The organism is Enterobacter sp. H2G27 (assembly GCF_054403075.1).
Genome location: NZ_JBSVSI010000001.1, coordinates 2,680,954 through 2,695,177 on the forward strand (window position 1 = coordinate 2,680,954; position 14,224 = coordinate 2,695,177).

Consider the following 14,224-nt stretch of genomic DNA (forward strand, 5'->3'; position numbering starts at 1 on the left):
TCAGCATCACAAATTTCTGTAGTTGTAATCTGATTAGATCGCGCTTTTATGCCAGGAATAGTCTCAAAACAGGTGTTTGTCGATTATCTGTGCGGAAGCGCAAAGTTAAGCCTTTCCACATTCACCACCTGCTGGTCGACCCGGTCAATATCCACCGAACTCTGACCCTTCTCGTTCACAGCTTTTATGTTCGCCAGCGACAACAACGTCTCGTCTTTCGCCATAAACTTGCCCCGCACATCCTTACGCAGGTCGAAGTTGATCTTCAGGGCTGGACCCACGGCGGATTCCTGCATCACATTGATATTGCGTAAAAAAAGATGCTGCGGCTTGTTGTGCAGTTCCAGCGTAGCACGCTGCATTTCCACGTTGGTAATCGCCACAAACGACGTCGCATTACCGGATGAAATCTGTATTCCGCGCAATTTATAAGCGAGCTGGCGGTTATCGAGATGAATATTATTGAGCTTGAAGTTCTGCGGGATGGACAAATAATCGCCTTTTATCACCCCATAGCCGATTAACATTCCGGCACTGTTCACCATATCGACATTATCAATAATGAAATTATCACAGCCATAAATGGCCACCGTGGCATTGTCTATTCCCGCCTGTTTACTGAAGTCGGGAGTTATATTTTTGGCCTTAATATTGCGAATAACAAAATGTTTACCGTTTTCAACGTGCACCAGCTGGCGACAGTTGCTGCCGGTGATGTTTGCCACCACGAAGTTCTTGACGGTTTGCTTCTCAGGATAGTCGTTATCGTAGGTGCTGCCGGCGAGGCCAATGCCGATGCCCCAGTTGATCTTGCCGTTGGTGCAGTTGATGTTGTCGATGACATGATCGGAGATCAGGATATTGCGATCGTTGATGGCGACGTTCCACTCGATCGCATCGCCCTGCAGATGGCTAAATTTGCTGTTGGTGATGCGGGCACCGTCCACCTGGTTGTGGAACCCCTGGCGCAGAATGGCGTAGTTGGCCTGGCTCACGCTAATATTATCAATCAGCAGATTGCGCATCACGCTCGGTTTCTTGCCGCCGATGTAGATCTGCGTCACCGGGCCAAAACCGCTCATGGCCAACCCTTTGATAACGCAGTCAGAGCCGCGAACGTCGAGCGTAATGTTCTCCGTGCGACCTGCGCCTTCGCCTATCACTTTGCTGCCTTCCTGCAGAACAAAGCGGCCGCGCCCGTTGCCGGTTAACGCCCCGCGGATCAGCAGCGTTTTACCGTCGGGAATGAAAATGCCCGTATTGATGTTTTCGCAGGTGAGCCCGGCCGGGACCACGACAGTGTCGCCATCATTGAACGCCTGCTTAAAGGCGGCGATCCAGTCGTTGTTATTGTACTGATTAACAGAGACCGTTCTGCCGCTTGCCGCCCGCGCGATGCGGGACGACAGCAGCGGCGTGGCCGCCAGAACGGAGAGAGAAGAGACAAAAGTGCGTCGGGTAATCTTTTTCAGCATACATCCTCGGCGTTACAGCGTTTGCAGCAGGCTCGCCAACTGGCGGTTAATCACCTGCTGGTTAAAATCGGTTTCCACTTTTTGTCGGGCGTTATGGAGCACGGGCTCCAGCGCCTGCTGGTCGATATCGCTGAAGGCTGCTAATCGGTCCGCAAGGGCCATCGCGTTATTCTCCGGCACCAGCCAGCCGGAATGGTCAGACTTAATCAGCTCCGGGATCCCGCTGTGCAGGGTTGATACCACCGGAATACCTACGGCCATCGCCTCCATCAGCGCAACCGGAATGCCTTCCATATCGCCATCGGCCCCCGTTACGGAAGGCAGCAGAAATACATCTGCCTCATCAAGCATGGCCTTGACCTCGTGGCTCGGCTTGAAGCCGGGCATCTCTACGACATCTTCCAGCTGATACTGTTCGATCAGCGTGCGCAGCCGACGCTCCCACGGCCCAATGCCGAGAATGCGGTAGTGGAAATCCACCCCGCGCGCTTTCAGCTGGCGGCAGGCTTCAATGGCCACATGCAGGCCTTTCTTCTCGGTCAGACGGGCTACGGAGATGATCTGCAGCGGTTTGCCCGGCACCTTCACCGGACGGCGGGTAAAGCGCGTTAAATCCACGCCCATACGCGAAACGGCAATTTTCTCTCCCGGGCAGCCCATGTTTTTCAGGCGTCCGGCCCACAGGTCGCTGATGGGCAGCATCATGTCACCGCGTCTGAACAGCTGCTGATACTCCGGCGTGTAGTGGTTCAGCACTTCGCGGCTGGAAATGTCGATGCCGTGGAAGATGGTCGCAATTTTACCGTCAATCACGCCCAGTTCGCGCAGCTTCGCGGCGGTGACGCCCGCCGGGCCAAAGTGGGCAATAAATACGTCAGCACGATACGGCTGCGCCGTTTGCCCGCAGATGGCCGACAGGATCAGATTGCGGGATTCCGAACCATAGCGGGAAATATCCAGCGCCCGCCACGTCGACGCGCGGTGGATCCCGCGCAACGTCTGGCTGGCACGGTGGCGTAGCTTGCTCAGCTTCCCGGACGGCTCATCCTGCAGCCAACGGGTTTTCGCCTCCAGCCCATACTGGGTATACGCCGCATGGGTATTTTTGGTATCGCCCTTTTGCAGGGCGATAATCTCCACGTCATATCCCATATCGATAAACGCGGTGATTTGATTCAGGACAAACGTTTCAGACGACAGCGGAAATTTCAGTAAGAAGAAACCAACCTTCATTTCCCCTCCCGCACGCGGTCAAGTACCGATTTCACCATCCCAATGCCCTTCTCGCGCTCGGCTTTCACCGCCACCGCCAGGCGTTCATTGATAGCAGGCAGCTGGCCGAGCGTGTCGCCCACCATGGCGCCGAGCGACCCATCAAGCAGATGACGAATATCCACGGCCATTTCCGGCATACCGAGCTGCTGCATGATGCCTGCTGATTTGTGTTCGTAGTTGATGGCAATGGCCGGCGTGCCAAAGTTCATGGAGATAATGGCGGAGTGCAGCCGCGTGCCGACGGTCAGGTCGCAGGCGGAGAGCAGCTTGCCCATCTCCAGGTCGTTCAGCTCGTCCATCACCACGTGATAGCGCGACGGATCGTTAACCAGATTGCGCAGGTTCAGCGCCACCATACGATCGTCTTTGTTGTAGCTGTCGATACCGGTGCAGGTAGAAAGCGCCAGCACCTGATAACCGCTGTCCAGCACGCGGTTCACCACGTCGGCGAACGCTTGCTCATACGCCGCCTGCGTCGTGCCTAAACGTTTATCGAAGGGCGCCAGCTCGCGCAGGGTAATCGCGACGGTTTTCTGTTTCGCCGCCACGTCGAGCCAGTGCTGCACCGCGTAGCTCGGCTGGAAGCTGTCGTCCTGGTGATCCACCAGCCAGGCGGTGTCCACGCCGTGCTCAACTTTTGAGGTGTCTATTTCGCTGCGCTTCATCATGTCGAGGCTGACCGACTCGCGCAGGATCAGCGCGTCGCAGTGGCCGAAGACATAGTTTGCCAGCTGGTTAAACTGCGGATCCTGGAATGGCCCCACGCTGTGGCCAATCATAAACAGCGGCTTTTTCGCCATAAAGGTGCAAAGCGCATGCTCAAACTGCGGCACGCCGTAGAGATCGACGAAGAACGAACCGCCAACCTGGATAATAGCGTCATAGCCGGACAGCAGACGAACAAAGTCGGTGAAGCCCTGGGCGATCGCGATGTTCCGCAGCTTGCCGGTATCGGTCACGCGGGAAAGCAGCACCTGGTGCTGGTAGCGACGACGCAGCACTTTCTTCACGCGGCCCATCACGCCCGCGGCGTTATTGTGCTGTTTCATCTGGCTGTAGAGCGGGTCGCCCATCACGGGGCGGTTCAGTAACCAGGATGAGCTAACCGGATAACGGCTCATCACGTCCACTTCGGTCTCAGGCTTAAGGGTGTTAATTGCATCCAGTAAACCACGCAGAATGGCGCTGTCGCCACGGTTGCCGCAGGTATGGTTGCCAAGAATTAATAATTTCATAATGGCCTCTTAAATAACTAGCCTGCGCGAAGCAGCGTTTTCATTTTTTCGTTACGGCAAAACTGGCGCTTCATCTCTACCACCAGCGCATTGCGTGACAGCACAATCATCACGCCAAATGCCAGCGCGCCCGCGGCAACCTGCACCGCCAGCAGCGCGGCCAGCGGCAGGTGACCGCTGAGGATGATGCCCAGGCCGTAGCTCACCGCCAGGGTCGGCAACGAGAGATAGAACGGCAGCCACAGGCTCAGGATGTACTGACGGTAGCTGGAGCCCAGCACCGGCTTGATCATGATGAAGTAGCTCAGAACGGTATTGACGATCTGCACCAGCAGGAAGCCCAGCGTGACGCCGATGGCGCCCGCCATATGTCCGCCGACGATAATCGCCGGAATAAACAGGAAGGTTTTAAACACGTTGAACTTAAAGCTGATATCGACGCGCGCTTTTGCCATCAGCAGGGAACCAATCGGATTCCCCACGGAGCGCAGGAGCCCCACCACGCACAGCAGCTGAAGGATCGGGATGATGCCGTTCCACTTCTCGCCAAACACCAGCGGCACGAAGTTGCTGGAAACCACCATCAGCCCCAGCAGCACCGGGAAGTTGATAATCCCCACCACGGAAAGCAGCTTGTAGAAGTTGACGCGCAGCTTCTCGGTGTCGTCCTGAATCTTGGCAAACGCCGGGAACAGGACGCGGGTGATGATCGGGTTCAGCTTCATCGGCGGCACCACCGCGACGTTGTAGGCCAGGTTGTAGCCCCCCGCCACGCTCGCGCCAAGAATACGCGCCAGCACCAGCGTCGACAGGTTGGTATTCACATAGTTGATGATGCTGTCCGCCGTCAGCCACGCGCCAAAGCGCAGGTTGGACGAGACGGACGCAAGAGAGAAATGAAGCCCGGGACGGTAAATTTTGCGGCCAAAGTAGCCGAACAGCAGCGTACGCACGGCAGAGTTAACCAGGTATCCCAGAATTGCGGTCATCGCCAGCGGCCAGAAATGGGCGCTCACGACGGTAAAGGTAAAGCCCGCCAGCACGGCGCTGGTCTCGATCATGCCGATCTTGTTGAACTCCAGCTCTTTCTGCATCAGCGCGCGGAACTGCTGCCCGTGGGGGATCACCACGAAAGCAAACGACAGCGTGCGCATCAGCGGAGCGAGATCCGGGTTGTGCAGCACGCTGGCGATGGTGTCGCTCAGCAGGAACACCAGCACAAATACGAAAATCCCCAGCCCAACGTTCAGCCAGTAGAGCGTGGTCAGCTCAAGATGGCTGATCTCTTTGCGCTGGATAATCGAGTTAGCGATACCAAAATCAGACAGCGTATCGGCCAGCGCGATAATCACCAGCGAGACGGTCAGCAGGCCGAACTGGTGGTTATCAATGATGCGCGCCAGCACGGTCATCTGCACCAGGCCGAGGCCAATGATGACGATGGTCGCCATCGCTGACCACTTCGCCCCGCTGATGGTTTTTTCACGTAAGCTCATCTTAGTACGCCGCTTTGTTCACGAAACCTTTGAAGATGGTCAGAAAAACAATCTTGATATCGAACCAGATACTCCATTCACGGATGTACTCCAGATCGAATTCGATGCGTTTTTCCATTTTTTCCAGCGTGTCGGTTTCGCCGCGCCAGCCGTTGATCTGCGCCCAACCGGTAATGCCAGGCTTCACCTTATGGCGCAGCATGTAGCCTTCAATCAGCGAGCGGTACTGCTCGTTATGCGCCACCGCGTGCGGACGCGGGCCAACAATCGACATGCCGCCGGTAAAGACGTTGATAAACTGCGGCAGTTCATCCAGCGAGGTACGGCGCAGGAAGTTCCCCACGCGGGTGACGCGCGGATCGTTCTGCGTCGCCTGGGTCACCACCTTGTCATTTTCCATCACCTTCATGGAGCGGAATTTCCACACCATAATCGGCTTACCGTCCATACCGTAGCGGGTCTGGCGGAAAATAACCGGGCCGGGAGAGCTCAGCTTCACCGCCAGGGCAATGCAGCACAGCACCGGGGAGATGAGCAGTAAAATCAGCGAGGAGAGCACGATATCTTCCACGCGCTTGAGCACGCGGTTAATGCCCGACAGCGGGGTGTCGTACAGCGGTACCACCGGCACGCCGTTCACCTCTTCAATGCGTGAATGAAGGATGTTGAAGGTAAAGACGTCCGGGATGAGGATCACCGAACAGGTAGTGTCCGCCAGCTCGCGCATCAGTTGCTTAATGCGGGATTCGTCTCTCATCTGCATGGCGATGTAGACGTTGTGAATTTTACCGGCTTTCGCGTCTTCAATAAGCTGTTCGTAATTGCCCGCCCAGTCCGACGGCACGCCGCCCGGCTTCGCGTCGTGGTAAATCCCGACCACTTCAAACCCTAACCACGGCTCTTTGCGGAAGCTGTCGAGCAGAACCTTACCAACCGGCAGATCGCCTGCTACGGCAACGAAGCGACGGTTATAGCCGCGGTTACGCAGCCAGCCCGCACCGAAGCGGATCAGAGAACGGCACACCACCATGCCGACGCTGGATATTAAATACCAGCAGAGATAGGTGACGAGGCGATTATCAAAATCATGGCTGAACGCCACCAGGCCTGCGCTGAAGATCAGGCTGAGGGTCCAGTTCTGCAGCAGCAGCATCAGTTCGGTGGTCATTTTCACGCCGCGCCACGAGCGGTAGAAATCGGTCATTCCGCCAATCATCTGAAACACGACCAGCGCAATCAGGGCCATCAGCAGATGCATGTATAAGAACGGCAGCCCGCCGATCCGACACACCGCCCACAATCCACCGACCATGATGGTGATATCAGAAAAACGCTGCACCATAGAGATTAACGATGCATTCGTTCTCGCTCGTTCGCGTTTTTTTAGATTCGTCATCGTTGTTCCTGTATTCGGTTCCCCCTCCCACCGGGAGGGGCAAGTATTACTGATTCAACAGCGCCAGAATGTCCTTCGTTCGGGCTTCCATCAGCGCGGTGTCAGCACGGGACTCCACGTTCAGGCGCACCACCGGCTCGGTATTGGACGAGCGCAGGTTAAAGCGCCACTGCGGGAACGCCATGCTGATGCCGTCCGTACGGTCAATTTCCAGCGCGTGAATCGCAAAGTGCTGCTCCACGCGGGCAATCGCCTCGGCCGGCTCCGCCAGCTTGCTGTTGATCTCCCCGCTCGCCGGGAACGCCGCCATACGGTCGCGCACCAGCTCGCCCAGCGTCTGTCCCTTCAGGCACAGCAGCTCGGTCACCAGCAGCCACGGGATCATCCCGCTGTCGCAGTAGGCAAAGTCACGGAAGTAGTGGTGGGCGCTCATCTCGCCGCCGTAGATGGCGTCTTCTTCGCGCATGCGCTCTTTGATGAAGGCGTGGCCGGTTTTGGACATCACCGGCGTGCCGCCCGCCGCTGACACCACGTCGACGGTGTTCCAGGAAAGGCGCGGGTCATGAATGATTTTCGCGCCCGGGTTTTTCTCAAGGAACGCTTCCGCCAGCAGGCCGACAATGTAGTAGCCCTCGATGAACTGCCCTTTCTCGTCGAACAGGAAGCAGCGGTCGAAGTCACCGTCAAAGGCGATGCCCATGTCCGCGCCGTGCTCAATCACCGCGTTGCGGGTGTCGTCGCGGCACTCCGGCAGCAGCGGGTTAGGAATACCGTTCGGGAAGTTGCCGTCCGGGGTGTTGTGCACTTTCACGAAGGTCACCGGCACGTTCAGGGCCTTAAAGCGCGCTTCCAGGGCATCGACAACCGGGCCGGCCGCGCCGTTGCCGGAGTTAATCACCAGCTTCAGCGGCTTCAGGTTTGCCACGTTGATGTAGCCCAGCAGGTGGTCGATGTACTCTTTCTGCAGGTTGATTTTTTTGTAGCTGCCGCGCTTCGCCTCGTTCACCGGCGGGAAATCGTTGGCTTCCGCCAGGCGCTGCACGTCGCGCAGGCCGGTGTCGCCGCTAATCGGGCGGGCGCCCTTGCGCACCAGCTTCATCCCGTTGTAGTCCATCGGGTTGTGGCTGGCCGTCACTTCGATACCGCCGTCCACGCCCAGGTGGAACGTGGCAAAGTAAATCTCTTCGGTTCCGGAAAGGCCGATGTCCAGCACGTCCACGCCCGCATCCTGCAGCCCTTTCGCCAGGGCCAGCTTCAGGGATTCGCTGGTCAGACGCACGTCGCCGCCCAGCACGATGGTCTGCGGTTTTAAGTATTCGCCGTACGCGCGGCCAATGCGCCACGCGATATCTTCATTCAGCTCTTCGCCCAGCCTGCCGCGAATATCGTAGGCTTTAAAACAGGTTAATTTTTCCATGATGACCCCTTTTTCAGGCAACAGTCGGCCCTGACCACTAAATGGCCAAATTGATTTTTTTGTCATTCGCAGGCCCGGTAAGCGTAACGCTACCGGGCATAATGCAGAGTGCTACACCCGCCCGTAGCGGTCCTGGAAGCGCACGATATCGTCCTCTTCCAGATACGAGCCGGAGCGCACCTCAATTAAGTCGAGAGGAATTTTCCCCGGGTTCTCCAGACAGTGCGTCGCCCCCAGCGGAATATAAATGGACTCGTTTTCGCCCAGCAGTTTGACTTCACCGTCGATAGTGACTTTAGCGGTACCCGCAACCACCACCCAGTGCTCGGCGCGGTGATGGTGCATCTGCACCGACAGCCCCTCGCCCGGCTTCACGGTGATGCGTTTCACCTGATACCGGTCGCCTGCGTCGATGGAGTCATATTTACCCCACGGACGGTAGACTTCGCGGTGAATGTGGTGCTCGTGGCGGCCATCCGCCTTGATCTTCTCCACCACTTTTTTAACGTCCTGCACGGCGTTACGGTCAGCAATCAGCACCGCGTCTTTGGTCTGGACCACCACCAGATCCTTCACCCCAACCGTGGTGACCAGGCCGGACTCGGCGTAGACGTAGCTGTTTTCCGTTTTGTGGCTAATGACATCGCCGTGGTGGACGTTACCCTCCGGGGTATGGGCGCTGATCTCCCACAGGGAGGACCAGGAGCCCACGTCGCTCCAGCCCGCATCCATCGGCACCACAACGGCGTCCGCCGTGCGTTCCATTACCGCATAGTCAATGGACTCTTCCGGACAGGCGAGGAAGGCTTCTTCATCCACGCGGATAAAGTCGAGATCCGGGTCCACCACCGCCATCGCTTTCTCGCAGGCGTGCAGAATATCCGGGCGATATTTGCTCAGCTCTTCCAGATAGCGTCCGGCGCGGAACAGGAACATCCCGCTGTTCCAGTAATACTCACCGCTGGCGACATACGCCTGCGCGGTTTCCAGATTCGGTTTTTCAACGAACTGCGCCACGTCAAACGCCACGCTGTCGCCTTCACCCGGCGTCACGTTGCCGCGACGGATGTATCCGTAGCCGGTTTCCGGCAGATCCGGCACGATACCGAAGGTCACCAGCTTGCCGTTTTCAGCGTAAGGAATGGCCGCACGCACCGCGTCGCGGAAGGCCTCTTCCTGCTGGATGACATGGTCTGCCGCCAGCACCAGCATCAGCGGGTCACAGTTCGGGCTGCTGCGTTTTGCCGCCAGCGCCGCCAGGGCGATCGCAGGCGCGGTATTGCGTCCGGCAGGCTCCAGAATGATGTTTTCTGTTAGTTTGTTCAGCTGACGCAGCTGCTCGGCAACAATAAAGCGGTGCTGTTCGTTACAAATCACCACCGGGCTTTCACACTCCACGCCGTGGAGACGGTTCACCGTCGTCTGCAGCATGGTGAGATCCCCTTTCAGGCAGAGGAACTGTTTTGGATAGAGCACGCGGGACAGCGGCCACAACCGGCTACCAGAGCCACCAGCCATCACAACCGGATACAAAGTGGTTTGACTCATGATTTATCCCCGTATATCTGCAATAAATTGGCTCAGCACGTTCTCTTTCTCGAGCGTGCGTTCGGCATATTCACGTGCCACCGTGTTCACTTTTGGCATGGCAAGTGCTTGCTCAATTCCGGTGACCAGCGCCGGAACCGATTCCGGCTCCACGCACACGGCAATCCCCGGATAGCTGTCGCACAGCTGGCCTAATTCAGTTTCGGCTTCGGCCGTAATCACCGCGTTACCGCCCACTGCCAGAATGTTGGTCAGCTTGGACGGCAGCACCGCGTCAGCCGCGCCGCGTTTTTGCACTACCAGATGGCAGTCGCCCATCTTCAGCAGCGCAGGCAATGCCTCGTAAGACTGAAGCGGGAAGAATTTCACGTTGGTCAGGCCGCGTTCGCTGACCATTTTTTCCAGACGCGCTTTCCCACCGCCCTGCCCGACAATCACAAACGTCCATGGATGTTCGTTCAGCAGTTGAGCCGCCTCGATCACGCTCTCCAGCCCCTGCTTTTCGCCGATGTTGCCTGAGTAAAGAATGATTTTTTGATCTTCAGGCAAACCGAGCTGCGCGCGCAGCGCCTGAGCGTCTTGCTCAGTCACGTCGCGAAAACGCGCCACTTCAGACCAGTTCGGGAAGAAGATCACCTTCTCCGCCGGGACGCCTTTCTCCTGCGCCTTGTTCATCATCGAGCGCGAGATAGTTGAGACGTAATCCACGTTGTGTAAGCCACTGCGTTCAAAGGCGCTGGCGAGCTTCGCCACCTTTCCACCTTTGCTTTTGCCTGCCATCCCCAGGCCCAGCATGGCGTCCACTTCATAATCCTGAATGTGCAGCAGGGTGCGCGCGCCGGAGAGTTTGCCCAGCAGGCGCATGCCCGGCGTGCAAAACAGCGTCGGCACCACGCCGATAATGCGATCCGGCTTCCAGCGACGCTGCGCCATCAGCGGGAAGAAGCTGCTCAGAGCAAAGCTGCCGAGATGAATCAACCGCTTCAGCGTCGAGGGCTGCTTAGGCACATACAGCGGGCAGCGCCAGACGGTCGCTGCACCCTCTTCGCGACGGTAGCGCCAGCTTGAGTAGCGCTCCCCCACTTTCCATTCCGGGTAGTACGGCGGCGCGGTAATGACCCGCACGTCATGTCCCTGGCTCGCCATCCACTCGACCATCTCGCCGGTGTATTTCCCGATGCCGGTTAATTCCGGCGAGTAGTTGATTCCGTATACGAGGATCTTCATAAGCCCGGCACCCCGGACTGACGTTCAGCGAGGAAATAGGCGCGACTGTTGTCGTGCACATTATCGCTGGCCAGCAGCGCCTCTGGCGTCTGCCAGCGGTAGTCGTCATGCTGAGAATCAGGCAGACGCAGGTCTGCCTCACTTACCTTCAGGCGGAACCCCAGCACGATGTAGTGCGTGGTGAACCCGGTGCCTGAAAAGTTATCGTCATAGAAGTGCTGCCAGACCCCGTAAAACTGGCCCGCTGCCATCGGCAGCTGCAGACCCAGTTCCGCCAGAGTGAGACGCTCAAACGCATCGGCAAGCGTCTCATCCTTTTGCACGCGCCCACCGGGCACGAACCAGAAGCCCTGTGCAGGACGGTTGGTTCGTTTCCCCAGCAAGAACTCGCCGCGTTCGTTCTCCACGATCAGATCAATTGAGATGAGCGGAGTGGAACGCACTACCGTGGCAAAATCTTCCTGACTTAAAAACATCGTTACCCCCGGAAGCGGTGCTGGTTTTCCAGGAACCACTGGTAGGTACTGGCCAGACCCTGCTCCAGTGACACCTCGTGATACCAGCCCAGCTGATGCAGACGGGTCACGTCCAGCAGCTTGCGCGGCGTGCCGTCCGGTTTCGTGGCATCAAACACCACGCGGCCTTTGTAGCCCACCACCTGCGCGATGGTTTGAGCCAGCTCGCGAATCGTGCAGTCCACGCCGGTACCGACGTTGATGTGCGACAGCATCGGCTCGGTGTTCTCCTGCCACACCTCGCGATCAAGCTCCATCACGTGAATGCTGGCCGCAGCCATGTCGTCCACGTGCAGGAATTCACGCATCGGCGTACCGCTGCCCCACACCACAACGTCCGGCGCGTTCTCGGCAGTCGCCTCGTGGAAGCGACGCAGCAGCGCCGGGATCACGTGCGAGTTGCTCGGGTGGAAGTTGTCGTGCGGTCCGTACAGGTTGGTCGGCATCACCGAACGATAGTCGCGGTTGTACTGACGGTTGTAGGACTCGCACAGCTTGATCCCGGCAATCTTGGCAATCGCGTACGGCTCGTTGGTGGCTTCCAGCGTGCCCTGCAGCAGCTCGCTTTCGGCGATCGGCTGTTTCGCCATTTTCGGGTAAATACAGGATGAGCCGAGGAACAGCAGCTTGTTCACGTTGTGCAGATGCGCCGCGTGAATAATGTTGCTCTCAATCATCATGTTTTCGTAGATGAAATCCGCCGGGTAGGTGTTGTTGGCAACAATGCCACCCACCTTAGCCGCCGCCAGATACACCTGGTCAATGCGTTCGTTCGCAAAGAAGTCCTGTACCGCACGGCTGTCGAGCAGGTTCAGCTCGTCGCGCGTGCGTACAACCACTTCGACGTCACCGCGCTGTTCGAGCAGGCGTTCAATCGCCGAACCCACCATTCCGCGATGACCGGCGACAAAAATACGTTGTTTTGTCATTCTCAGGACTCCAGCGCGATGGCAACCTCGTAGCCATGAGACTTGAGCAGGGAGTGTTTTTTCGCTGCTTCAAGATCTTTGGCTACCATCTCGGAAACCATCTCCTGCAGAGTGGTTTCTGGTTTCCAGCCCAGCTTCTCGTGCGCTTTGGTTGGGTCGCCCAGCAGGGTTTCCACTTCAGCAGGACGGAAGTAGCGCGGGTCAACCTGCACAATCACGTCGCCTGGCTTCACGCCCGGTGCGTCATGGCCGGTCACGGAAACCACGATGCCCTTCTCTTCCACGCCGGTGCCTTCGAAGCGCAGCTTGATGCCCAGCTGTGCGGCAGCCATTTCAACGAACTGACGAACGGAGTACTGCACGCCGGTCGCGATCACGAAGTCTTCTGGCTGTTCCTGCTGCAGCATCATCCACTGCATTTTCACGTAGTCTTTGGCATGGCCCCAGTCACGCAGGGAATCCATGTTGCCGAGGTGCAGGCAAGACTCCAGACCCTGCGCGATGTTGGCGATAGCGCGGGTGATTTTGCGGGTCACGAAGGTTTCGCCGCGACGCGGAGATTCGTGGTTGAACAGAATACCGTTACAGGCGTACATGCCGTAGGATTCACGGTAGTTCACGGTGATCCAGTAAGCGTACAGTTTTGCCACCGCGTACGGAGAGCGCGGGTAGAATGGCGTGGTCTCTTTCTGCGGGATTTCCTGCACCAGACCGTACAGCTCAGAGGTGGATGCCTGATAGAAACGGGTTTTCTTCTCGAGGCCCAGGAAGCGAATCGCTTCCAGCAGACGCAGCGTGCCCATGGCGTCAACGTCAGCGGTGTACTCCGGGGATTCGAAGGAGACCGCAACGTGGCTCATCGCGCCCAGGTTGTAGACTTCATCCGGCTGCACTTCCTGCAGGATACGGGTCAGGTTGGAGGTATCGGTCAGGTCGCCGTAGTGCAGGTGGAATTTCGGGTTCGCCGCGTGCGGATCCTGATAGATGTGATCCACACGTTCGGTGTTGAAAGAAGACGCACGACGCTTAATACCGTGTACTTCATAACCTTTTTCCAGCAGTAATTCTGCCAGGTAAGAACCATCCTGCCCGGTAACGCCGGTGATGAGAGCGACTTTAGACATGTTTATATTCCTCTACTTATGAATTTAATCAGTTTCAACGCGTTCGCGTATCACCACTGCGGGGTTGCCACGGCAAACTTTATTTGCCGGTAGCGATTTAAAAACGCTGCTGCGGGCACCGACTACCGTGCCATCGCCAACAGAAACACCCGGTGCAACAAAAACATCCGTTGCCAGCCAGCATTTTTCGCCAATCACAATAGGCGAGGCGGTAATATCAAAATGCTGACTCATAAAGTCATGGCTTCCGGTACACAAATAACATTTCTGTGAAATCACCGAATTTGCGCCAATCGTAATCTCGCCAAGGGTATATAACACCGCGTCATCCCCTACCCAGGCATAATCCCCGAGCGTTAATTTCCACGGATAGGTAATTTTCACCGAAGGCCGAATGACTACGTTTTTTCCTATTTTTGCGCCAAAAAGGCGCAATAAAAATGCTCGCCAGCGGTACAGTATTTGCGGTGACCAGGCAAATAAGGTGGCCTGAACGGCCCACCATAGCTGCACTTTAATACCGCCCGCCCCCCGAAAACCTTTCGGTACGGAGAAACCGTTCAGATCCTGCATTATGTTTCCTTATA

At 57.2% G+C, this 14,224-nt stretch carries 12 protein-coding genes; all 12 read right to left on the minus strand.

The features are described from left to right. Positions 1 to 83: 83 nt before the first annotated feature. The 12 genes from wcaM to wcaF all read right to left on the minus strand — a co-directional run bounded on the left by wcaM (position 84) and on the right by wcaF (position 14,210). The gene (gene wcaM, locus ACW9E7_RS12755) at positions 84 to 1,475 is read right to left on the minus strand and encodes a colanic acid biosynthesis protein WcaM (protein WP_458727872.1); all 1,392 of its coding nucleotides are present in this window, start codon (positions 1,473 to 1,475) and stop codon (positions 84 to 86) included. Positions 1,476 to 1,487: 12 nt separating this feature from the next. Beyond that, positions 1,488 to 2,708: a colanic acid biosynthesis glycosyltransferase WcaL gene (gene wcaL / locus ACW9E7_RS12760; protein WP_458727873.1), complete on the minus strand. Its 1,221-nt coding sequence runs from the start codon at positions 2,706 to 2,708 to the stop codon at positions 1,488 to 1,490. Beyond that, complete coding sequence (gene wcaK, locus ACW9E7_RS12765) at positions 2,705 to 3,985, minus strand: colanic acid biosynthesis pyruvyl transferase WcaK (RefSeq protein ID WP_045337046.1); 1,281 nt, start codon at positions 3,983 to 3,985, stop codon at positions 2,705 to 2,707. The genes wcaL and wcaK overlap by 4 nt, the downstream gene beginning before the upstream one ends. A gap of 17 nt (positions 3,986 to 4,002) precedes the next feature. After that, positions 4,003 to 5,481 (minus strand): colanic acid undecaprenyl disphosphate flippase WzxC, encoded by a 1,479-nt coding sequence (wzxC, locus tag ACW9E7_RS12770; RefSeq protein WP_044596701.1) that lies wholly within the window; start codon positions 5,479 to 5,481, stop codon positions 4,003 to 4,005. Between the two features lies 1 nt (position 5,482). After that, on the minus strand, positions 5,483 to 6,877 hold the full coding sequence (wcaJ, locus tag ACW9E7_RS12775; protein ID WP_115875793.1) for an undecaprenyl-phosphate glucose phosphotransferase: 1,395 nt from the start codon (positions 6,875 to 6,877) through the stop codon (positions 5,483 to 5,485). Between the two features lie 46 nt (positions 6,878 to 6,923). Next, the gene (gene cpsG / locus ACW9E7_RS12780; RefSeq protein ID WP_127731618.1) at positions 6,924 to 8,294 is read right to left on the minus strand and encodes a colanic acid biosynthesis phosphomannomutase CpsG; all 1,371 of its coding nucleotides are present in this window, start codon (positions 8,292 to 8,294) and stop codon (positions 6,924 to 6,926) included. Positions 8,295 to 8,405: 111 nt separating this feature from the next. Next, positions 8,406 to 9,842, minus strand: a complete 1,437-nt coding sequence (gene cpsB, locus ACW9E7_RS12785; RefSeq protein ID WP_111965778.1) for a mannose-1-phosphate guanyltransferase — start codon at positions 9,840 to 9,842, stop codon at positions 8,406 to 8,408. A gap of 3 nt (positions 9,843 to 9,845) precedes the next feature. Then, positions 9,846 to 11,069 carry a colanic acid biosynthesis fucosyltransferase WcaI gene (gene wcaI, locus ACW9E7_RS12790; protein WP_271368674.1) on the minus strand — a complete coding sequence of 408 codons (1,224 nt, stop codon included), beginning with the start codon at positions 11,067 to 11,069 and terminating at the stop codon, positions 9,846 to 9,848. Then, the gene (locus ACW9E7_RS12795) at positions 11,066 to 11,545 is read right to left on the minus strand and encodes a GDP-mannose mannosyl hydrolase (protein WP_115875796.1); all 480 of its coding nucleotides are present in this window, start codon (positions 11,543 to 11,545) and stop codon (positions 11,066 to 11,068) included. The genes wcaI and ACW9E7_RS12795 overlap by 4 nt, the downstream gene beginning before the upstream one ends. 2 nt (positions 11,546 to 11,547) lie before the next feature. Further along, on the minus strand, positions 11,548 to 12,513 hold the full coding sequence (fcl, locus tag ACW9E7_RS12800) for a GDP-L-fucose synthase (protein WP_045403007.1): 966 nt from the start codon (positions 12,511 to 12,513) through the stop codon (positions 11,548 to 11,550). A gap of 2 nt (positions 12,514 to 12,515) precedes the next feature. After that, positions 12,516 to 13,637 (minus strand): GDP-mannose 4,6-dehydratase, encoded by a 1,122-nt coding sequence (gene gmd / locus ACW9E7_RS12805; protein WP_003863514.1) that lies wholly within the window; start codon positions 13,635 to 13,637, stop codon positions 12,516 to 12,518. A gap of 24 nt (positions 13,638 to 13,661) precedes the next feature. Next, positions 13,662 to 14,210, minus strand: a complete 549-nt coding sequence (wcaF, locus tag ACW9E7_RS12810; protein WP_127731622.1) for a colanic acid biosynthesis acetyltransferase WcaF — start codon at positions 14,208 to 14,210, stop codon at positions 13,662 to 13,664. Positions 14,211 to 14,224 lie beyond the last annotated feature (14 nt).